At 71.0% G+C, this 20,074-nt stretch carries 16 protein-coding genes; 2 read left to right on the top strand and 14 right to left on the bottom strand.

Annotated features, from left to right (window positions below):
• Positions 1–29: 29 nt before the first annotated feature.
• From FFG40_RS10435 to dusB, 7 genes are all read right to left on the bottom strand, one after another.
• On the bottom strand, positions 30–1,727 hold the full coding sequence (locus FFG40_RS10435; protein WP_138803124.1) for an ABC transporter ATP-binding protein: 1,698 nt from the start codon (positions 1,725–1,727) through the stop codon (positions 30–32).
• Complete coding sequence (locus tag FFG40_RS10430; protein WP_138803123.1) at positions 1,724–2,749, bottom strand: ABC transporter permease; 1,026 nt, start codon at positions 2,747–2,749, stop codon at positions 1,724–1,726. Before FFG40_RS10430 ends, FFG40_RS10435 begins: the two co-directional genes overlap by 4 nt.
• Before the next feature lie 2 nt (positions 2,750–2,751).
• Positions 2,752–3,828, bottom strand: coding sequence for an ABC transporter permease (locus FFG40_RS10425; protein ID WP_083404423.1), 1,077 nt, complete (start codon positions 3,826–3,828; stop codon positions 2,752–2,754).
• A 117-nt stretch (positions 3,829–3,945) separates the two neighbouring features.
• A complete protein-coding gene (locus tag FFG40_RS10420; RefSeq protein ID WP_071248075.1) occupies positions 3,946–5,562 on the bottom strand; it encodes an ABC transporter substrate-binding protein in 1,617 nt (538 codons plus the stop codon).
• A 913-nt stretch (positions 5,563–6,475) separates the two neighbouring features.
• Complete coding sequence (gene dnaG / locus FFG40_RS10415; RefSeq protein ID WP_138803122.1) at positions 6,476–8,395, bottom strand: DNA primase; 1,920 nt, start codon at positions 8,393–8,395, stop codon at positions 6,476–6,478.
• A 40-nt stretch (positions 8,396–8,435) separates the two neighbouring features.
• Positions 8,436–9,731 (bottom strand): deoxyguanosinetriphosphate triphosphohydrolase, encoded by a 1,296-nt coding sequence (locus FFG40_RS10410; RefSeq protein WP_138803121.1) that lies wholly within the window; start codon positions 9,729–9,731, stop codon positions 8,436–8,438.
• Positions 9,728–10,900, bottom strand: a complete 1,173-nt coding sequence (gene dusB / locus FFG40_RS10405) for a tRNA dihydrouridine synthase DusB (RefSeq protein WP_071248081.1) — start codon at positions 10,898–10,900, stop codon at positions 9,728–9,730. Before dusB ends, FFG40_RS10410 begins: the two co-directional genes overlap by 4 nt.
• A 47-nt stretch (positions 10,901–10,947) precedes the next feature.
• Between dusB and FFG40_RS10400 the strand changes: the two genes are divergently transcribed.
• A complete protein-coding gene (locus FFG40_RS10400) occupies positions 10,948–11,433 on the top strand; it encodes an aminoacyl-tRNA deacylase (RefSeq protein WP_138803120.1) in 486 nt (161 codons plus the stop codon).
• Positions 11,434–11,441: 8 nt separating this feature from the next.
• Here FFG40_RS10400 and FFG40_RS10395 read toward each other — a convergent pair whose 3' ends face one another.
• The 4 genes from FFG40_RS10395 to FFG40_RS10380 form a co-directional block, all read right to left on the bottom strand.
• Positions 11,442–11,687, bottom strand: coding sequence for a hypothetical protein (locus FFG40_RS10395; protein WP_138803119.1), 246 nt, complete (start codon positions 11,685–11,687; stop codon positions 11,442–11,444).
• 5 nt (positions 11,688–11,692) lie between these two features.
• Positions 11,693–12,427, bottom strand: coding sequence for a DsbA family protein (locus FFG40_RS10390; protein ID WP_027465323.1), 735 nt, complete (start codon positions 12,425–12,427; stop codon positions 11,693–11,695).
• Between the two features lie 130 nt (positions 12,428–12,557).
• Positions 12,558–13,943 (bottom strand): glycine--tRNA ligase, encoded by a 1,386-nt coding sequence (locus tag FFG40_RS10385; protein ID WP_027465322.1) that lies wholly within the window; start codon positions 13,941–13,943, stop codon positions 12,558–12,560.
• A 107-nt stretch (positions 13,944–14,050) separates the two neighbouring features.
• Positions 14,051–15,106, bottom strand: coding sequence for an aminotransferase class V-fold PLP-dependent enzyme (locus FFG40_RS10380; RefSeq protein ID WP_138803118.1), 1,056 nt, complete (start codon positions 15,104–15,106; stop codon positions 14,051–14,053).
• A gap of 70 nt (positions 15,107–15,176) precedes the next feature.
• Between FFG40_RS10380 and FFG40_RS10375 the strand changes: the two genes are divergently transcribed.
• The gene (locus FFG40_RS10375; protein WP_138803117.1) at positions 15,177–16,124 is read left to right on the top strand and encodes a LysR family transcriptional regulator; all 948 of its coding nucleotides are present in this window, start codon (positions 15,177–15,179) and stop codon (positions 16,122–16,124) included.
• 33 nt (positions 16,125–16,157) lie between these two features.
• Here the strand turns inward: FFG40_RS10375 and FFG40_RS10370 are convergent, their stop codons facing one another.
• The 3 genes from FFG40_RS10370 to leuA all read right to left on the bottom strand — a co-directional run bounded on the left by FFG40_RS10370 (position 16,158) and on the right by leuA (position 19,786).
• Positions 16,158–16,955, bottom strand: coding sequence for an isoprenyl transferase (locus tag FFG40_RS10370; protein ID WP_138803116.1), 798 nt, complete (start codon positions 16,953–16,955; stop codon positions 16,158–16,160).
• Positions 16,952–17,806 carry a DNA repair protein RecO gene (gene recO / locus FFG40_RS10365; RefSeq protein ID WP_138803115.1) on the bottom strand — a complete coding sequence of 285 codons (855 nt, stop codon included), beginning with the start codon at positions 17,804–17,806 and terminating at the stop codon, positions 16,952–16,954. Before recO ends, FFG40_RS10370 begins: the two co-directional genes overlap by 4 nt.
• 210 nt (positions 17,807–18,016) lie before the next feature.
• Complete coding sequence (leuA, locus tag FFG40_RS10360) at positions 18,017–19,786, bottom strand: 2-isopropylmalate synthase (protein ID WP_138803114.1); 1,770 nt, start codon at positions 19,784–19,786, stop codon at positions 18,017–18,019.
• Positions 19,787–20,074: the final 288 nt, after the last annotated feature.

Raw genomic sequence — 20,074 nt, 5'->3', positions numbered from 1 at the left:
GCCGGGCCTCCAGGGTGGGTCACGTCGGGTCAGGACCCGGCGTGCTCCAGTCGCTCCAGCGTACGCCGTCGCTCCGCCTGCTCGGCTGGGTCCGGCACCGGCAGCGACGCGAGGAGCCGCTGCGTGTAGGGGTGCTGCGGCGCGCCGAGGACCTGCGCCGTCGTGCCCGTCTCGACCAGGTCACCGCGGTACAGCACCGCGATCCGGTCGGAGAGCGCGCCGACGACCGCGAGGTCGTGGCTGATGAACAGCGATGCGAAGCCGAGGTCCTGCTGGAGCTCGAGGAAGAGCTCGAGCACGCGCGCCTGCACGGACACGTCGAGCGCACTCGTCGGCTCGTCGGCGATGAGCAGCTTCGGCCGGAGCGCGAGCGACCGGGCGAGCGACGCGCGCTGGCGCTGCCCGCCGGAGAGCTCGTGCGGGTAGCGGTCGCCGTACGCGGCCGGCAGCTGCACGGCCTCGAGCAGCTCGTCCACCCGCTTGCGCGCCGCACGCGGGCTCGAGACCTCCTTGTGCACGACCAGCGGCTCGGCGACGCACTCGGCGATCGTCAGCAGCGGGTTGAACGAGGTCGCCGGGTCCTGGAAGACGAACCCGATGTCCTTCCGCAGGTGCTTGAAGTCGCGTTCGCGGTACCCGAGCATCTCGGCGCCGAGGACCTTGAGCGAGCCGCCGGTGACCTTCGTCAGGCCCGCCATGGCCCGGCCGATGGTGGTCTTGCCGGAGCCGGACTCCCCCACCAGCCCGAGGACCTCACCCGGACGGATCGCCAGGTCGACGCCCTTGACCGCCTTGAACGCCGGCGAGCCGAGCCGCCCGGGGTACTCGATCTCGAGCCCCTTCGCCTCGACCAGCGGGGTGACGTCCTCGGCGATCGCGGCGCGCCGGGCCACCCCGGTGGACGCCTCGAGCCGGGGCACCGCCGCGAGCAGCCGCTTGGTGTAGTCGGCCTGCGGCGTCGCGAACAGCGCCGTCGCCGTGGCCTCTTCGACGATCTCGCCCTGGTACATCACGGCGACGCGGTCGGCCAGGTCGGCGACCACACCCATGTTGTGCGTGATGACGACGATCGCAGTGCCGAACTCGTCACGGCAGCGGCGCAGCAGGTCGAGGATCTCGGCCTGCACCGTCACGTCGAGCGCCGTCGTGGGCTCGTCCGCGATGATGACGCTCGGCTCGAGGGCCAGTGCGCTCGCGATGACCACGCGCTGCTTCTGCCCGCCGGAGAACTGGTGCGGGTAGTGGTCGACGCGGGTCTCGGGGTCGGGGATGCCGACGCGACCGAGGTAGTCGATGGCCTTCGCCCGTGCTTCCTTCTTGGACACGCCGCCGTGGGCGCGGAGTCCCTCGGCGATCTGCCACCCGACGGTGAAGACCGGGTTGAGGGCGGTCGACGGTTCCTGGAACACCATCGCCCCGGCGGTTCCGCGCAGGCTGCGGAGCTTCTGCGCGCCGACGCTCACCACGTCGGTGCCGTCGAGCAGCACCGCGCCGCCGAGCGTCGCCGTCTCCGGCATGAGCCGCAGCATGCTGCGCGCCGTGACGGACTTGCCGGAGCCGGACTCGCCGACCAGGGCGAGCACCTCGCCGGGGCGGACGTCGAGGCTGACGCCCTTGACCGCGTCGACGGCACCGCCGTCGGTCGCGAACGTGACGGTCAGGTCGTCCACGACGACGACCGGTTCGGTGGTGGTGTCGCCCGGTTGCAGGCGTGTGGTCGGGGTCATGCGCCCGTCCCTTCCGTGTCGTTCCCGGCGGTGCGCGGTGCCGCGGGGTCGCGTGTGTCGCGCGTGGACACCAACTGCTTCAGGCGTCGGCGTGCACGCAGGCGGGGGTCGGAGATGTCGTTCAGGCTCTCGCCGATGAAGGTCACGCCGAGCACGAGCACCACGATCGCGACACCCGGGTAGACACCGGTCCACCAGACACCGCTCGCGACGTCCGAGAGCGCACGGCTCAGGTCGTAGCCCCACTCGGCGCCGGACGTCGGGCCGATGCCGAACCCGAGGAAGCCGAGGCCGGCCAGGGTCAGGATCGCGTCGCTCGCGTTGAGCGTCAGGATGAGCGGCAGCGAACGCGTCGAGTTCCGCAGGACGTGCCGCGTCATGATGCGCCACGGGTTCGTGCCCATCACGCGCGCCGACTCGACGAACGCGTCGTTCTTCAGCCGGACGGCTTCGGCACGGACCACGCGGAAGTACTGCGGCACGTACACGACGGTGATCGAGATCGCCGCCGCGATGATGCCGCCCGAGTAGCTCGAGTTGCCGCCGGAGATGACGATGGACACGATGATCGCGAGCAGCAGCGACGGGAACGCGTAGATGGCGTCGGCCACGACCACCAGGACGCGGTCGAGCCAGCCGCCCAGGTACCCGGAGACCATGCCGAGCAGGACGCCGACGATGATCGAGACGATCACGGCGACGATGACGACGAGCACGGCTGTGCGGGCGCCGTAGAGCACGCGGCTGAACACGTCGAAGCCGCCGACCGTGGTGCCCCAGATGTGCTCGGCACTCGGTTCGCCGGTGCGCGGGAAGCTCTGCCCGTCCGCGCCCTGCAGCTGGCCGAAGCCGTACGGGGCGAGGAGCGGTGCGAAGACCGCGACGAGCAGGTAGAGGGCGCAGATGACCACGCCGACGATGAGCATGGCGCGCTGCCAGCCGGTGCTCCGGCGGAGCTGGACCACCACGGGGAGCCGCTTCCAGAGCGGCTCGTGGCGGTCGACGAGGGTGGTGTCGACCATCGTCAGAACCTCACTCTCGGGTCGATCAGGGCGGCGACCACGTCGACGATGAAGTTGGTCACCGCGACGATCACCGCCAGCATCGCGACGATGCCCTGCACCGCGACGAAGTCACGGGCCGACAGGTACTGGTTGAGCTCGAAGCCCAGGCCGCGCCACCCGAAGGTCGTCTCGGTGAGCACCGAGCCACCCAGGAGCATCGCGATCTGCAGCCCCATCACGGTGATGATCGGCACGAGGGCCGGACGGAACGCGTGGGTGCGGACGAGCCGCGACTCGCGCACGCCGCGGGACCGGGCGGCGTCGACGTACTCCGAGCCGAGCGACCCGATCATGTTCGCGCGCACCAGGCGCAGGAAGATGCCCGCCGTCAGCAGACCGAGCGTCAGCGCGGGCAGGACGGCGTGCTGCAGCACGTCGCCGATGACCGCGGCGTTGCCGGTGCGGAGCGCGTCGATGATGTAGATGCCGCTCGCGCCCGGGATGCCGTCGAGGATGAGCGACACCCGGGTCGAGGCACGGTCGCCGAGGGGCAGCCAGCCGAGCCACACCGAGAAGACGAGCTTGAGCAGCAGGCCACCGAAGAACACCGGCGTGGCGTAGGTCAGGATCGCGAGCGCACGGAGCAGCACGTCCGGCCACTTGTCGCGCGTGTACGCGGCGAGCATGCCGAGCGGGATGCCGAGCACGAGCGCGACGATGAGCGCGTAGAACACGAGCTCCGCGGTCGCGCCGCCGTACGTGACGATGATGTCGGTGATCGGACGGTTGTCCGTCGACGAGGTGCCGAAGTCACCGCGCAGGATGTTGCCGAGGTACTCGAAGTACTGCACGAGCACCGGCCGGTCGTACCCGGCGGCGTGCAGGCGTTCCTGCAGCTGGCTCGGCGTGAGACGACCGCCGACCGATGCGGTGATCGGGTTCCCGATGACGCGCATCAGGAAGAACACGAGCGTCACCAGGATGAAGACGGTCGGGATGATGAGGAGGAACCTGACGAGGATGTACCGGCCGAGTCCGCCGCCACTGTTCTTGGCACTGCGTTGTGCCTGTGGCTTGGTGGGATCGGTGCCGTTCACGTCCTGCGTCGCCTCGGGAGTGCTGAGGGTCACGGGGTGTGTGCCTTTCGTCGCCGTTGCACAGGCACGCGGGCGTTCCTCGTGGGAACGCCCGCGGCCTGCACGTGGGGCTTGGTGCTACTTGCTCAGGGTGGCGTACCGGAACTTGAACGAGGCGTCGAGGGTCAGGCCCTTGACGTCCTTGCCGGCGACCGCGACGGACTTGCCCTGCAGCAGCGGCAGCGTCGAGATCTGGGTGGCCTCGCGCTCCTGGGCCTGCTCGATCAGGGCAGCACGCTTGTCCGTGTCGGACTCGGCCTGCTCCTTCGCGATGAGGTCCTGGATCTCCGGGTCGTCGTAGTGGTTCTGGACGAAGTTCTCCTTGGTGAAGAACGGCGACAGGTAGTTGTCGGCGTCGGAGAAGTCCGGGAACCAGCCGAGCTGGTACACGGGGTAGGCGTCCTTGGTGCGCTCCTGCGCGTAGGTCGTGTAGACCGTCGACTGGATGTTGACGGTGAACAGACCGGAGTCCTCGAGCTGCTGCTTGAGCAGCGCGTACTCGTCGTCCGAGGCCGAACCGTAGTGGTCGGGCGCGTACTGGATGTCGAGCTGCACCTTGCCGGTGACACCGGCGTCCGACAGCGTCTTCTTGGCCTTCGCGACGTCCGCGCCGCCGTCGCCGTCGCCGTACATCTCCTTGAACGGCTGGACCGCGCCGGTCAGGCCGTCCGGGACCATCGAGTAGAGCGGGGTGAAGGTGTCGTTGTAGACCTCCTTCGCGAGCTGGGCACGGTCGACCACGTCGGCGGCAGCCTGACGCACGGCCAGGGCCTTCGCCTCGTCGGCGTCGTCCTGCCCGGTGCCGAACGGCTGGGTCTTGAAGTTGAAGACCACGTAGCGGATCTCGCCGCCGGGGCCGTCGGTGACCTTGAGGGAGTCGTCCTTGCGCAGGTCCGAGATGTCGGTCGGCGTCAGGGAGCGGTACGCCACGTCGACGTCGCCCTTCTGCACGGCGAGCTTGAGGTCGGTCTCCTTGGTGTAGTAGCTGGCGGTGACCTCGTCGGTCTTCGCCTTGCCGAGCAGACCGTCGTACTTCGGGTTCGTCTTGTACTGGATCGTGTCGTTCTCCTTGTAGGAGCTGATCTGGTACTGCCCGGCGAAGGCCTTGCCCTTGACGATGTCGTCGGCGCTGGTGAGCTTCGTCGCGCTGAAGACGTCCTCGTCGACGATCGGACCCGCGGGGCTCGAGAGCACCTGCGGCCAGGTCTGGTCGGCGTGGTCCAGGTTGAACACCACGGTGGTGTCGTCCGGGGTGTCGATGCTCTTGAGGTTGGCCAGCAGCGACTGCGGACCGTTCTCGTTGTTGATCTTCAGCTCGCGGTCGAACGAGAACTTCACGTCGCTCGACGTGAGCTTGTTGCCGTTCGCGAACTCGAGCCCGTCCTTGAGGGTGACCTCGTAGGTGGTCGGGTTCGTGAACTCCGCCTTCGTGGCGATGTCCGGCTCGACGTCCGGGCTCCCCACGGGCGTGTTCATCAGGAACGGGAACACCTGGTTCTGCACGGCGAAGGAGCCGTTGTCGTAGGAACCGGCCGGGTCGAGGGACGTGATCTTGTCCGTCGTCCCGATGCTCAGGCCGTTCAGTTCGGTGTCACTCACGCTGCTGCTCGCGCAGCCGGTCAGCACCAGCGCCGTCGCTGCTGCACCGGCGCCGAGCGCGATGCCGCGCTTGCCCCACTTGGTCACGGATGCCATGTCCGCTGCCTCTCTGGTCATGATTGCAAGAGTCCTGAGCCGGAGGGTGGAACGTCTGTGTGCCCGGCCAGGAACGCTCATTGGTATCACCCTGTCACGGAACAGAACGAACCGGGGGCGATTTGTTTACACCGCTGTAATGCACGGGCCCGCCGCGTGATGCATGATTCCGCCGGAGTCGAGCGGCGCGTCACGCACGAAAGTTGCGTGGTGCAACCTGGGGCGTCTGGCGCTCGTTCTCGGCCGTTCCTGCCCCTTCCCGCCCTGAAAGTGCCGGGGCTGCCGTCCCACGGGACGCCCGGCGACGGTTCCCGCCACCTCGGGGTGCGCCGGCGGCGCGTCGTGCGACCGCCCGCACCCCGGCCTGGAGGCCCACCCCGCGTCCGCCCCGCCCCTCGCCCCGCCGAGCGGTCACGACTCCCCGCCCGCCCCACCCCGCGCGGTCACGTCCCGTCGGCCGGACCCCGGCCAGCCGACGATCTGCGACCACTCGACGCCCCACACGCGGCACGTCCTGACCACTCACGCCGTCGCCGACAGAACCAACCGCCGCTCGCAGCCCCCACCGTGCGACAGTTCGTGCCACCTCGGCGAGACACTCGCGGCGCGTCGTGCGACTTCACCCCCGGCCGGGAGGCCCGCCCCGCGCCCCACCCCTCCCTCGCCCCCGCCGACCGGTCACGACTCCCCGCCCGACCCACCCCGAGGGGTCAGGTCCCGTCGGCCGGACCCCGGCCAATCGACGATCTGCGACCACTCGACGCCCGACACGCGGCACGTCCTGACCACTCACGCACCCGAGGTCGCACCAGCAGCCGCTCGCAGCCCCACCGTGCGACGGTTCGTGCGACCTCGGCGAGACGCACCCGGCGCGTCGTGCGACCTCGCGCCCACCAACAGCGCGCGAAGAGCCCTAGGACGCCTCGGCGTCGGCGCGCAACCGCATCCGCTGCCCGTCGATGTCGACGAGCTGCCGCTGGATCTCCGCGCGACGCTCCGCCTGCTCGTGCGGGTCGGCGCGCTGCAGCTGTCCGAGCAACGAGGCCTTGCGGGCGAGCAGGTCGCGCTCGACCAGGGCCACGACGATGCTCCGGCAGTAGGCCGCCAGGTCCTCCGCGTTGCGCGCGGGGATCGGTGCGAGGGCGAGTTCGTGCGTCAGGGTGCGGAGGGGTGCCGGCACGTCGGCGAGCAGTCGGTCGAGCCAGTCCCCCGCGCCGATGATGTCGACGTTGGCGACCACGGCGTCCCGCACGGCGGCGAGCATCGGCGTCGAGAACGTGGCCGACGCGGCGAGCCCGAGCATCGGTGCCCCGACGGACGTGGGCTGCTGCACCATCGCCATCACGGCGTCGCGCTCCATGCGACTGATCGGGTCGTTCGGCAGCGAGCGGATCCCGGCGACGGGCTCGTCGGGGGTGTCGGCCCCGTCGGTGCCGGTTCCGGCACGGCCGTCGCGCCCCGAGCCCGCGGACCGGTCGTCCTGCCCGGCGGAGCCCGCACGACGCCGGGCGGTCTCGACCGACCGACGGACCTCGGGGATCTCCATCCCGAGCCAGCCGGCGAGTTCGCGCACGTAGCCCTGCGTGAGCGAGCGGTCGCGGATACCGGCGAGCACGGGCGCAGCAGCGCGCAGGGCACCGACGCGCCCCTCGACGGTCTCGAGGTCGTGGCCGTCCAGGGTGCGGCGGATCATGAACTCGAACATCGGGCGCTTGTTCGTGACGAGTCGGCGGATCGCGTCGTCACCGCGGGCGAGCCGGAGGTCGCACGGGTCGAGCCCACCGGGCGCCACGGCGACGTAGGTCTGCGCGGCGAAGCGCTGTTCTTCCGCGAAGGCACGCGAGGCTGCGCGCTGCCCGGCCTCGTCGGGGTCGAACGTGAACACGACCTCGCCGTTGGCGTTCGGGTCGGCGCCGGCCAGGTCACCGAGCATCGGGCGCAGCACCTTGATGTGGTCGACCCCGAACGACGTGCCACAGGTGGCGACGGCGGTCGTGACGCCCGCGACGTGACACGCCATCACGTCGGTGTAGCCCTCGACGATGACGACCTGCTTCTGCTTCGAGATGTCGCGGCGTGCCAGGTCGAGCCCGTAGAGCACCTGGCTCTTGTGGTAGATCGGGGTCTCGGGCGTGTTGAGGTACTTGGGACCCTTGTCGTCCTCGAGCAGGCGGCGCGCCCCGAAGCCGATGGTCGCCCCGGTGACGTCGCGGATGGGCCACATCAGGCGCCCGCGGAACCGGTCGTACGGCGAGCGGTCACCCTGGCTGACGAGGCCGGCGGACACGAGCTCCTCCATCGTGAAGCCGCGCCCGCGCAGGTGGTCCTTGAGCATGTCGTAGGACTTCGGGGCGAACCCGACGCCGAAGTGCTGGGCGGCCGAGGGGTCGAACCCGCGCTCCCCCAGGAACCGGCGGGCGGGGTCGGCGGCAGCGGTGGTGAGCTGCCCCGTGAAGTACTCGAGCGCGGCTTCGTTCGCGGCGATCAGCCGGGCACGGGTGTTGTAGTCGGTGCGCGGCCCGTCGCCCTCTTCGTAGTGCAGGGTGAAGCCGATCTTCGCGGCCATGCGCTCGACGGCCTCGGCGAAGGTGGTGTGGTCCTGCGCCATGATGAAGCTGAAGACGTCGCCGTCCTCGCCGCAGCCGAAGCAGTGGTAACGGCCGACCTGGGGCCGGACGTGGAACGACGGGGAGCGTTCGTCGTGGAAGGGGCAGAGGCCCTTCATCGACCCGACGCCCGCGTGCTTCAGCGTGACGTAGTCGCCCACGACGTCGGCGATGTTGACACGCGAGCGGACCTCGTCGATGTCGTTCCGCGCGATCCTGCCAGCCACCCCTCGATCCTAGTTCGTGGGACCGACGTCGGCGGACCGGTCAGACGGCGATGTGGACCGGGTCACGGTCACCCACCACCAGACGTCGGTGCCACGCGAGTGCACCCTGGTCGGTCAGGCTCGCCACCTGGTCGACGACGGCGCGCAGTCGGCCGGCGTCGTCGCCCGCGGCGTGCCAGTCGGCGGCGAAGCCGGGCTCCAGGTCGGACGCCCCCGTCGCCGCGAGCGCGTCGAGCAGTTCGGTGAGCACGCGGCGCTGGTCCTCGTACACGGGCTGACGGTCGCCCTGGGTCATCACGAAGGCCGCGACGATGCCCTTGAGCACCGCGATCTCACCGATGATCTCGGGCGGGGTGACGACCGACGCGGCGAACCGCACGAGCGACCCCGAGGCGTAGGACTCACGGGTGGCCGTCGTGGCGGTGCGCGCGAAGCGTCCGATCAGCTGTGACGTCAGGTTCTTCAGGCGTGCGGCGTCACGGCGGGAGCCGTCGTACGCGGTCATCCAGAGCGGCAACTCGCGCAGGCGGTCGAACGCCTCGAGCAGCTCGTCGCGGCTCAGATCGTCGCCGACCCAGGCGTGCATGGCGCTCACGATGTCGTTCTCGCCCACGCGGTCGCCCAGGGCCGCGACGTCGATGAACCCGGCGACGACGGCGTCCTCGAAGTCGTGCACCGAGTACGCGATGTCGTCGGCGAGGTCCATGACCTGCGCCTCGATGCAGCGCTGACGACGCGGGGCACCGGCGCGGAGCCACTCGAAGGCGTCGTGGTCGTCGTCGTAGAAACCGAACTTGGTGCGCCCGGAGGACGACTCCGAGACCCCCTGCGCCGCCGGCCACGGGTACTTGCAGCTGGCGTCCAACGACGCGCGGGTCAGGTTGAGCCCGTACGGACGGTCGACGTCGGAACCCGGCCGGACGCCGTAGACCTTCGGCTCGAGCCGCGTCAGCAGCCGGAGCGTCTGCGCGTTGCCCTCGAAGCCGCCGATCCCGGTGGCCCAGGCGTTCACGGCGGTCTCGCCGTTGTGCCCGAACGGCGGGTGCCCGATGTCGTGCGCCAGGCACGCGGTGTCGACCACGTCGGGGTCGAGTCCGAGCGAGTCGGCGAGCTCGCGGCCGACCTGCGCGACCTCGAGCGAGTGGGTCAGTCGGTTGCGGGCGAAGTCGAGCCCGGCCGTCGGGCTGAGCACCTGGGTCTTGGCGGCCAGACGCCGGAGGGCGCTGGAGTGCAGCAGTCGGGCGCGGTCACGGGCGAAGTCCGAGCGGCGGTTGCCGTGTTCTTCGGGGAGCCAGCGCTCCGCGTCGGCCGGGCCGTACGAGGCGGTGGCGCTCATCCGCCGCTGTGGTGCAGCTCGGCGGCGGCCAGGACCTTGCGGAACTCGGAGTCGACGTCGCGGCTCTCGAGCCAGCGGTCGGGCAGGGCGGTGCGCTTCGGGTGCCCGGCACGACCGCGCGGCCCCTCGGCATCGGCACCCGGGTACGGCGCGTCGTGGTCGAGCTGGCCGAGGAAGTCGTCGATCTCCTGCAGGCTCGACGCCATCGCCAGGCCGGCCCGGACGTCGCTGCCGATCGGGTACCCCTTGAAGTACCAGGCCACGTGCTTGCGGATGTCGCGGCAGGCGTGCTCTTCGTCGCCGAAGAACTCGACGAGCAGCTCGGCGTGCCGGCGGAACCCGTCGGCGACCTCGCCCAGGGACGGCATGTACCGCAGCCCCTCGCCGCGGAACGCCGCGGCCAGGTCGCCGAACAGCCACGGGCGGCCGAGGCAGCCACGCCCGACGACCACGCCGTCCGCGCCGGTCTCGTCGATCATCCGGAGCGCGTCGGCGGCGGACCAGATGTCGCCGTTGCCGAGGATCGGGATGTCGGTGACGGTCTCCTTGAGGGTGGCGATCGCGGACCAGTCGGCGTGCCCGGAGTAGTGCTCGTTCGCGGTGCGGGCGTGCAGCGACACCGCGGCGACACCGGCGTCGCGCGCGATGCGTGCGGCGTCGAGGTAGGTCAGGTGGTCCTCGTCGATGCCCTTGCGCATCTTCACCGTGACGGGGACGTCACCGGCGGCGCGCACGGTCTTCGTGACGAGCTCCTGGAAGAGGTCGAGCTTCCAGGGCAGGGCAGCGCCGCCGCCCTTGCGGGTGACCTTGGGCACCGGGCACCCGAAGTTCAGGTCGATGTGGTCGGCACGGTCCTCACCGACGAGGATCGTCGCCGCCTCGGCCACGGTGTTCGGCTCGACGCCGTACAGCTGGATCGACCGCGGGGTCTCGGACTCGTGGTGCTGGATGAGCTGCATCGACACGGGCGTCCGTTCGACGAGCGCGCGCGAGGTGATCATCTCGCACACGTACAGGCCGGCGCCGTACTCGCGGCAGAGCCGGCGGTAGGCCATGTTCGTGATGCCCGCCATCGGCGCGAGCACGACCGGCACGTCGACCTCGATGGGGCCGATGCGCAGGGGCTTCGCCGGACGGGTCGCCGTCCCGGGTGCGTCAGTGATCGTCATACGTCCCCCATTCTCCCACGTCGGTGCCCGCCGGTAGCGTTCTCCTCATGACCATCGACGCCAGCACCCGGTTCGACGCCGACGCCCAGGCCCGTGGCCTGCCGGTCGAAGTGGTCGAGCGCCCGGCCGCGAACTCCCTGCACGAGGCCGCCGAACTGCTCGGCATCGAGCCCGGCGACATCGTCAAGACCCTGGTGGTGAAGCGCCACGACGGCGGGTTCCTGCTCGCCCTTGTGCCCGGCGGCCGCAGCATCGCCTGGAAGAAACTGCGCACGGTCGTCGGCGTCAACAAGCTCTCGATGCCCGATGCCACCACGGCGCTCGGAGCGTCCGGCTACGAGCGCGGCACCATCACACCGATCGGTGCCACGGGCGACCTGCCGGTGTACGCCGACGAACGCATCGTCGGCCGCCGGGTCGCCCTGGGCGCCGGCCGGCACGGTGCGAGCGCCTTCGTCGACGCCGACGCGCTCATCGCCGCCTACGGCGCGACCGTCGCCGACATCACCGACGAGGAACCGCTGCGCGACTGACGCAGGCGTCAGTCCGGCACCTCGGACCAGTCGCCCTCGGCCCCGGCGAACGAGCCGGCGTCGATCAGGCAGGCGTCGCCCTCGCAGACCGGCGCACCGCCGGGCGTGACGAGCGTCAACAACGCGGGACGGGCCTCCAGACCGGGAACGCCGGAACCACCGAACGCGCCCGGCAGCCCCGTGAGCGCGTCCGGGACGGACGGCACCGACGTCGCGACCTGGAGGCGCACCGCGCCCTGGTCGCTGATGGTCATGTCCGTCATCGGGTCACCGCCACGTCCGCGCTCGCGTCGTCCGCGGCGCGCTCGGCCGCCGAGGCGACCTCCTCCGGCGTGGTCTCGCGGAGCGCGACCACCTGGCGGAGCACCTGCTCGAACGCCGTGGGGTCCTGGGCGCCGGAGACGCCGTACTTGCCGTCGATCACGAAGAACGGCACGCCGTTGATCCCGTACGCCTGCGCCTGGGCCTGGTCGGCGCGGACCGCGGCGAGCTGGGCGTCGTCGCGCAGGGTGCTGAGGACCTCGTCGCGGTCGAGGCCGATCTCCGCAGCCAGGTCGGCGAGCGAGGACTCCTGTCCGACGTGCTCGCCGCGCTCGAAGTAGGCGGTGAACAGGCGCTCGACCATCTCGAGCTGCTTGCCGTGCTGCTTGGCGAGGTGGATGACCTGGTGGGCCTTCACCGTGTTGGTGTGGTGCATGGCCTCGAAGTCGTAGTCGAGTCCGACGCCAGCGGCGATGGCCGTGACCTGGTCGAGCATCTGCTGCGCCTGGTCGACGGGCATGCCCTTGTGGCCCGAGAGGAACTCGGCCTCGGTGCCCTCGAAGTCGACGGGGGTGTCCGGGCTGAGCTCGAAGGAGTGGTACTCGACCTCGACGGGGCGGCCCTCGCTCGAGGCGCCGAACGCGGCGACGCCGGCCTCGAACTTGCGCTTGCCGATGTAGCACCAGGGGCAGGCGATGTCCGACCAGACATCGACCTTCACGGAGTCGTTCATGCTGACCCCAACGCGATCGTGCGGCGCGCATTCCCGCCGCTGGCAGCAAAACACCGGTGTTCGCAGGTCGAACACCCGGCTGCGGGTGTGCAACACACGAACACCGGTGTCTTGCGGAGCCGCGGAAGCCCTACGCGCCGAGCAACCGCTGCGCCAGGTACCCCTGCAGCTGGTCGAGCGAGACGCGCTCCTGGCCCATGGTGTCGCGCTCGCGCACCGTGACGGCCTTGTCCTCGAGCGTGTCGAAGTCGACCGTGATGCAGAACGGCGTGCCGATCTCGTCGTGGCGACGGTAGCGACGGCCGATGGCCCCGGCGTCGTCGAAGTCCACGTTCCAGTTCTTGCGCAGGTCGTCGGCCAGGCCGCGGGCGACGGGCGAGAGCTGCTCGTTGCGCGACAGCGGCAGGACGGCGGCCTTCACCGGGGCCAGGCGCGGGTCGAGGCGCAGGACCGTGCGCTTGTCGACGCCGCCCTTCGCGTTCGGGGCCTCGTCCTCGTGGTACGAGTCGAGCAGGAACGCCATGAGTGCACGGGTCAGCCCGAACGACGGCTCGATGACGTACGGCACGTACTTCTCGTTGGCGGCCTGGTCGAAGAACCGGAGGTCCTGGCCGGACGCCTCGATGTGGTTGTTCAGGTCGAAGTCGGTGCGGTTCGCGACGCCCATCAGCTCGCCCCACTCCGAGCCGGTGAAGCCGAAGCGGTACTCGATGTCGGCGGTGGCGTCGGAGTAGTGCGCCCGCTCGCCGTCCGGCACGTCGAAGCGACGCAGGTTCTCCGGGTCGATGCCGAGATCGGTGTAGAACGCGACCGAGTCGGCGATCCACTGCTCGTAGTGCTCCTCGGCCGAGGCCGGCGGCACGAAGTACTCGATCTCCATCTGCTCGAACTCGCGCGTGCGGAAGATGAAGTTGCCGGGCGTGATCTCGTTGCGGAACGCCTTGCCGACCTGACCGATGCCGAACGGGGGCTTCATGCGGCTGGTCGTGACGACCTGCGCGAAGTCGACGAAGATGCCCTGCGCCGTCTCGGGGCGCAGGAAGTTCAGGCCCTCTTCCGACTCGACCGGGCCGAGGTAGGTCTTGAGCATCCCGGAGAACTCGCGGGGCTCGGTCCACTCGCCGCGGGTGCCGCAGTTCGGGCAGGCGATCTCGGCCATGCCACCCTCGGGAGCGCGGCCCTTCTTCGCCTCGAACGCCTCGAGCAGGTGGTCCTCGCGGAACCGGTGGTGGCAGTGCAGGCACTCCACCAGCGGGTCGGTGAAGGTCGCGACGTGCCCGGAGGCCTCCCACACCTTGCGGGGCAGGATCACCGCGGAGTCGAGGCCGACCATGTCCCCGCGGCCGCGGACGAACCGCTGCCACCACTGGCGCTTGATGTTCTCCTTGAGCTCCACACCGAGGGGCCCGTAGTCCCACGCGGAGCGGGAGCCTCCGTAGATCTCACCCGACTGGAAGACGAAGCCGCGGCGCTTGGCCAGGGCGATGACGCTGTCGAGACGGGAGGGCTGTGCCAAAGGGTGCTCCAGAGGTCGCCGAGCTGGGTGCTCGGTGCGGAAACGGTCCGGGCAAGACTACCGGCGATCCTGGCCCGGGAGGCCCGCCACGGGTCCGCCCTCCACGCTCACCTCGCCGACGTGCCCGGCCCCACCCCGCCGAGCGCGGCCGCGACGTCGGTCACGTCGGACTCGTCGTTCCACAGGTGGAACGCGATGCGCAGTCGCCCGGCACGCCCCGAGGCGGTGACGCCCGCGGCGGTGAGTGCCCGGAGGGCCGCCCCGTCCGCGTCCGCGAACGTCACGATCGCCTGCCCGTCGCCCTGCCGAGGCGACCCGAGGGCGTCGCACAGCCGATCTGCGAGACCGGTGGCGTGCCTCCAGACCGCCTGCTGGTCGAGCGCGACCGCGTGCTCGAGCGCGGCCACGGCACCGGGCCACGCCTGCCAGGCCGGCGAGACGTCGAAGCGACGCGCGTCGTCGGCCAGGTGCAGGGCGGGGCCGTAGCAGGAGGACCAGACGTCCGCGCCCGCGTACCAGCCGGCCTGCACCGGACGGAGCCGGCCGAGGGCGGTGTCGGAGAGCGTCATGAAGGCGACGCCGCGCGGAGCGCAGAGCCACTTGTAGGTGTGCGTGAGCGTCACGTCGAACGCTGCGGCGTCGACGGGCAGCACGCCGGCGGCCTGCGTGAGGTCGCAGAGGGTCAGGGCGCCGACGCGTCGGGCGGCGGCCACGACCGGGTCGGGGTCGGTGACCACGCCGGTCGCGGACTGCACCGCGGACCACGCGACCAGGGCGGTGTCGGGCCCGACGGACGCCGCGAGCCGCTCGAGCGGGACGCTCCGGACGCGGACGCCGCGGTGCGCCTGGGCGAGGAACGGGAAGACGACCGAGCTGAAGTCGCCGTCGGGGACGACCACCTCGGCGCCGTCCGGCAGCGCGTCGGCGACGACCGCGGCCATCACCGAGGTCTGCGATCCCGTCGCGACGCGCTCCACCGGGACGCCGACCAGCGCGGCGAAGAGCGCACGTCCCTGCTCGACCAGCGCGCCGTACCGGGCGGGCGACGTCTCGGCCCGGGACCACGCGTCGAGGTCGGCGCGCTGGGCGGCGAGGGTGCCGCGGGTCGGCAGGCCCGCGGTGCACGCCGCCAGGTAGCCGCGGCCGGCGGGGAAGGAGTCCATGCGGACAGCGTCCTCGTTCCCGTCCCATCACACCAGATCCGGTTCGTTGTGCCACCGATAACATCGGGTGATGGACGAGATCGATCCCCAGTTGCTCCGGGTCCTCCGCGCCGTGGCCGACGGCGGGTCGATCACCCGCGCTGCCGCCGCACTCGGGTCGAGCCAGCCGGCCGTCAGCCAGCTGCTGGCCCGGGCCGAGCAGCGTCTCGGGCACGCACTGGTCCTGCGGGGCGGACGGGGCGCGACCCTCACGCACGCGGGGCAGGTGCTCGCCGACCATGCCCTGCACGTCCAGGCCGCGCTGACCGCGGCGCGCGAGGACCTCGACGCCGTCGGTGGACTCAGCCGTGGCCGGGTGCGACTCGCCGGGTTCCCGAGCGCGTCCTCCGCCCTCGTACCCGCGGTGCTCGCCCGGCTCGCCGCGACGGCGCCCGGCGTGACGACCTCGTACGTCGAGGTCGAGCCGCCCGAGGCACTCGACCTGCTGCGCGGTGGCGAGGTCGACGTCGCCCTGACCTTCACCTACGTCGGTGACGAGGTCGGGACCACCCCGGACCCGGGCCTCGTCACCCGGGCACTCGGTCGCGACCCGCTCGCGCTGGTGACGCCGGTCGACCCGGGAGGCTCAGAGCGACTCCGCCCCGCCGGCTCCACCGTCGTGGACCTCGCGTCCCACCACGACGCCCGGTGGATCGGGGGCTGCCCGCGTTGCCGTGGGCACCTGCTCGCATCGTGCGCGAGCGCTGGGTTCACGCCGGACATCGTGCTGGAGACGGACAACGCGGCCGCGGTGGTGGGGCTCGTCGCCGCCGGGCTCGGGGTGGCGCTGCTCCCCCGGCTGGCACTCGCGACGACGGTCATCCCCGCCGGTGTCGCGATCGACCCCGTGGACGACGAGCTGGCCCGGCGTGTCGAGGTCGTCGTCGCCCGTGGTGCCGACCGTGTGCCGAGCGTTCGTGCGGCGCTCGACGCGGTGCGCTCCGCGGCCCACCTGCTCGAGGGGCCGCTGCCGGGCTGAGGGGTCGGGCTCGGGCTCGGGCCTGTGCTCGGGCTACGCCGTCGGGGCGTCGACCGCGCCGCCGTAGCGTCGGTCTCGGCTGGCGTACTCCTCGATCGCACCCCACAGGTCGGTGCGACGGAAGTCCGGCCAGAGCCGGTCGAGGAACACCATCTCGGCGTAGGCGGACTGCCACAGCAGGAAGTTGCTCGTGCGCTGCTCCCCCGAGCTCCGGAGGAACAGGTCGACGTCGGGCATCTCGGGCACGTACAGCCGCTTGGCGAGTGCCTTCTCGGTGACCTGGCTCGGCTTCAGGCGTCCGGCGACGACGTCCTCGGCCATGCCCCGCACGGCGTCGACGATCTCGTTCCGGCCCCCGTAGTTCACGCACATCGTCAGCGTGAGGACGTCGTTGCCCGCCGTCATCCGCTCGGCGGTCTCGAGCTCGTCGATGACGCTCCGCCACAGCCGCGGACGGCGGCCGGCCCACCGCACCTTGACGCCCCACTGGTGCAGCTGGTCACGGCGACGGCGGATGACGTCGCGGTTGAAGCCCATCAGGAACCGGACCTCTTCCGGGGAGCGCTTCCAGTTCTCCGTCGAGAACGCGTACGCCGACACGTGCCGGACGCCGATCTGGACCGCCCCGGCGACGACGTCGAGCAGCGAGGCCTCGCCCGCCTTGTGCCCCTCGATCCGCGTCAGGCCGCGGCCGTTCGCCCACCGGCCGTTGCCGTCCATGACGATGGCCACGTGCTCCGGCACGAACCGGGCCGGGATCGCCGGGGGCGTCTCGCCGGTCCAGTCGATCGGGCGGAACGGTTCGACGTCGTCGGGGCGGCGGGGGCTCATGCGGTGGGGGCTCCTTCGACAGCGGGATCAGGGTCGGGCTCGGGCACGGCGGGTGCCGGGGTCGAGGCCACCGCGCGCGCCGTCGCCTCGGGTCCGCCGTGGGTCTGCGGCACCGGCATCGGGTGTTCGGAGCGGTCGACGTGCGGCAGGGACCGGAGCGATCGTTCCAGGTGCCACTGGGCGTAGGCCGCGACCACGCCGGAGGCCCGCGAACGCGTCCGCTCGTCGGTGGCGTCGACCGTCGCCCAGTCGCCGGCGAGCAGGGAGCCGAGCACCCCGAGCGTCGCCGCGTCGAGCCGCGGGGTCCCCGGGGGTGCCGCACGGTCGGCGACGACACCACCGAGCTGCACCACGAACGCCGAGTGCGGGCCGGGCTCCCCCGTCACCGCGCAGTCGCTGAACGAGGGGGCCCACCCCGCGATGCTCATCGCGCGGAGCAGGTACGAGTCGAGGGTCGCGCTGGACTGGTGCTCACCGCGCGACAACGAGCGGAGCGCCCCGACGAGCAACAGGTACTGCTGCAGCCCGGCGTCGGCCTCGCTCAGTCGGTCGGCGGTCTCGACCATGGCGCTGGCCGCGGTGTACGCACCGTAGTCGGCGACGATCTGGGCCCCGTACGCGCCGAGGGACTCCGCCTGGGTGACGATGTCGAGCGACCGGCCCTCGTAGAACTGGGCGTCGACGACCATGAACGGCTCGAGCCGGCTGCCGAACTTCGACGCGGTCCGCCGCACACCCTTGGCCACGGCGCGGATCTTGCCGTGCTGCCGCGAGAGCATCGTGACGATGCGGTCGGCTTCACCGAGCTTGTGGGTGCGCAACACGACGCACTCGTCCCGGTACAGCGGCATGCCCCCAGTATCCCCCGCCCCGCCGACAGCCGCGTGCGGTACGGGCGGGGGCTCGGGGGTACCGAGTGGAATCGGGCGTACCTGGTCGGAAGAATCGACCAGGTACGCCCGATTCGACCTGCCATCGCGCGTGACGGGGGAAAGACCGGGCACAGACGGGAGGCGCAGTGCAGGACGGACCCGCACCGCGCCTCCCGGGCTGGTTGCGTCTCAGGCCGAGACGAGCTCCGGCGCGCCGGCCGTGGCACCCGCACGCACCGCGCGGTTCACCGCGGACACGATCGCCTTGAGCGACGCCGTCGAGATGTCGGCGTCGATGCCGACGCCCCACAGACGCACGCCGTCGACGTCGAGCTCGACGTAGGACGCGGCCTTCGCGTCACCGGAGGCGCTCATCGTGTGCTCCGAGTAGTCGTACAGCGTGACCTGGACGCCCTGCTCGGCGAGCACCTTCAGGAACGCGTCGATGGGACCGGTGCCGACGGCCTCGGCCGTGACCGCGCCCTCGTCGACCCGGAGTGCCACGGACAGCGAGGTCGTGCCCTCGAAGTCGCTCGACGTCGCCGTCTTGGTGAGCTCGTACCGGCCCCACTTCTCGTCGTCGATCGACGCGGGCAGGTACTCGTCCTGGAACACGTCCCAGATGCGCTGCGACGAGAACTCGCCGCCCTCGGTGTCGGTGTGCCGCTGCACGACGCCGGAGAACTCGATCTGCAGCTTGCGGGGCAGGTCGAGGGCGTGGTCGGTCTTGAGCAGGTACGCCACACCGCCCTTGCCGGACTGCGAGTTGACGCGGATGACGGCCTCGTACGACCGGCCGATGTCCTTCGGGTCGACGGGCAGGTACGGAACCGCCCACTCGATCTCGTCGATGTCCTTGCCCGCGGCGGCGGCCTTGGCCTTCATCGCCTCGAAGCCCTTGTTGATGGCGTCCTGGTGCGAGCCACTGAACGCCGTGTACACGAGGTCGCCCGCCCACGGCTGGCGCTCGGGCACCGGCAGCTGGTTGCAGTACTCGACCGTGCGCTTCACCTGGTCGATGTCGGCGAACGAGATCTCCGGGTCGATGCCCTGCGTGAACAGGTTCATCCCGAGGGCGACCAGGTCCACGTTGCCGGTGCGCTCACCGTTGCCGAACAGGCAGCCCTCGATGCGGTCGGCACCGGCCATGTATCCGAGCTCGGCGGCCGCGACCGCGGTGCCCCGGTCGTTGTGCGGGTGCAGCGACAGGATGACGTCCTCGCGGTGGGCGAGGCGGCGGGACATCCACTCGATCGAGTCGGCGTAGACGTTCGGCGTGGCCATCTCGACGGTGGCCGGCAGGTTGATGATGACCTTGCGCTCGGGCGTCGGCTCGAAGACCTCGAGGACGGCGTTGCAGATCTCCAGTGCGACCTCGAGTTCGGTGCCCGTGTAGGACTCCGGCGAGTACTCGTAGTAGATCGTCGTGTCGTGCTGCAGCGTCGCCTCGGCGGCCTTGCAGAGCTTCGCACCGGTGACCGCGATGTCCACCACGCCCTGCACGTCGGTGCGGAAGACGACCTCGCGCTGGACGATGCTCGTCGAGTTGTACAGGTGGACGATGGCCTGCTTCGCGCCGTCGATCGCCTCGTAGGTGCGCTGGATGAGGTGCTCGCGCGCCTGGGTCAGCACCTGGATCGTGACGTCGTCGGGGATCGCGCCCTCGTCGATCAGCGACCGGACGAAGTCGAAGTCGGTCTGCGAGGCGCTCGGGAACCCGACCTCGATCTCCTTGTAGCCCATCCGGACGAGGAGGTCGAACATCGCCCGCTTGCGCTCGGCGTCCATCGGGTCGATGAGGGCCTGGTTGCCGTCACGCAGGTCGACGGCACACCAGCGCGGCGCCTTGTCGATGCGCTTCGTGGGCCAGGTGCGGTCCGGCAGGTCGACGCTGATCTGCTCGTGGAACGGGACGTACTTGTGGATCGGCATCCCGGAGGGCTGCTGGGTGTTCTGCATCGTTCTTCGCTTTCGTCGCGTGTTCGTGAGCTGTTGTGGTGCGGCCACGACGGACTCCGCGACGAGGTGGGCCGGAGTGTCAGGCCTCGTCGCGGCAGCGAAGGAGGAGGAGTGCCGAGTACATCGAGACCCACGGTAGCACCGGTGTACCAGGCTGGCGCAAGCGTGTGACGCGGGACCGACCGGTGCTTCGGTACGGGCGTGCCGGCTGGGTTGCCGGGTGAGGTGCCGGGTGAAGTGCCGAGTGGTCGAGACCTGCCGTGGGCCGGTCGCCGAGCGGTCACGGTC

The organism is Curtobacterium sp. KBS0715 (genome assembly GCF_005938005.2).
GTDB lineage: Bacteria > Actinomycetota > Actinomycetes > Actinomycetales > Microbacteriaceae > Curtobacterium > Curtobacterium flaccumfaciens.
This window is presented reverse-complemented; position numbering and strand designations above follow the sequence as displayed.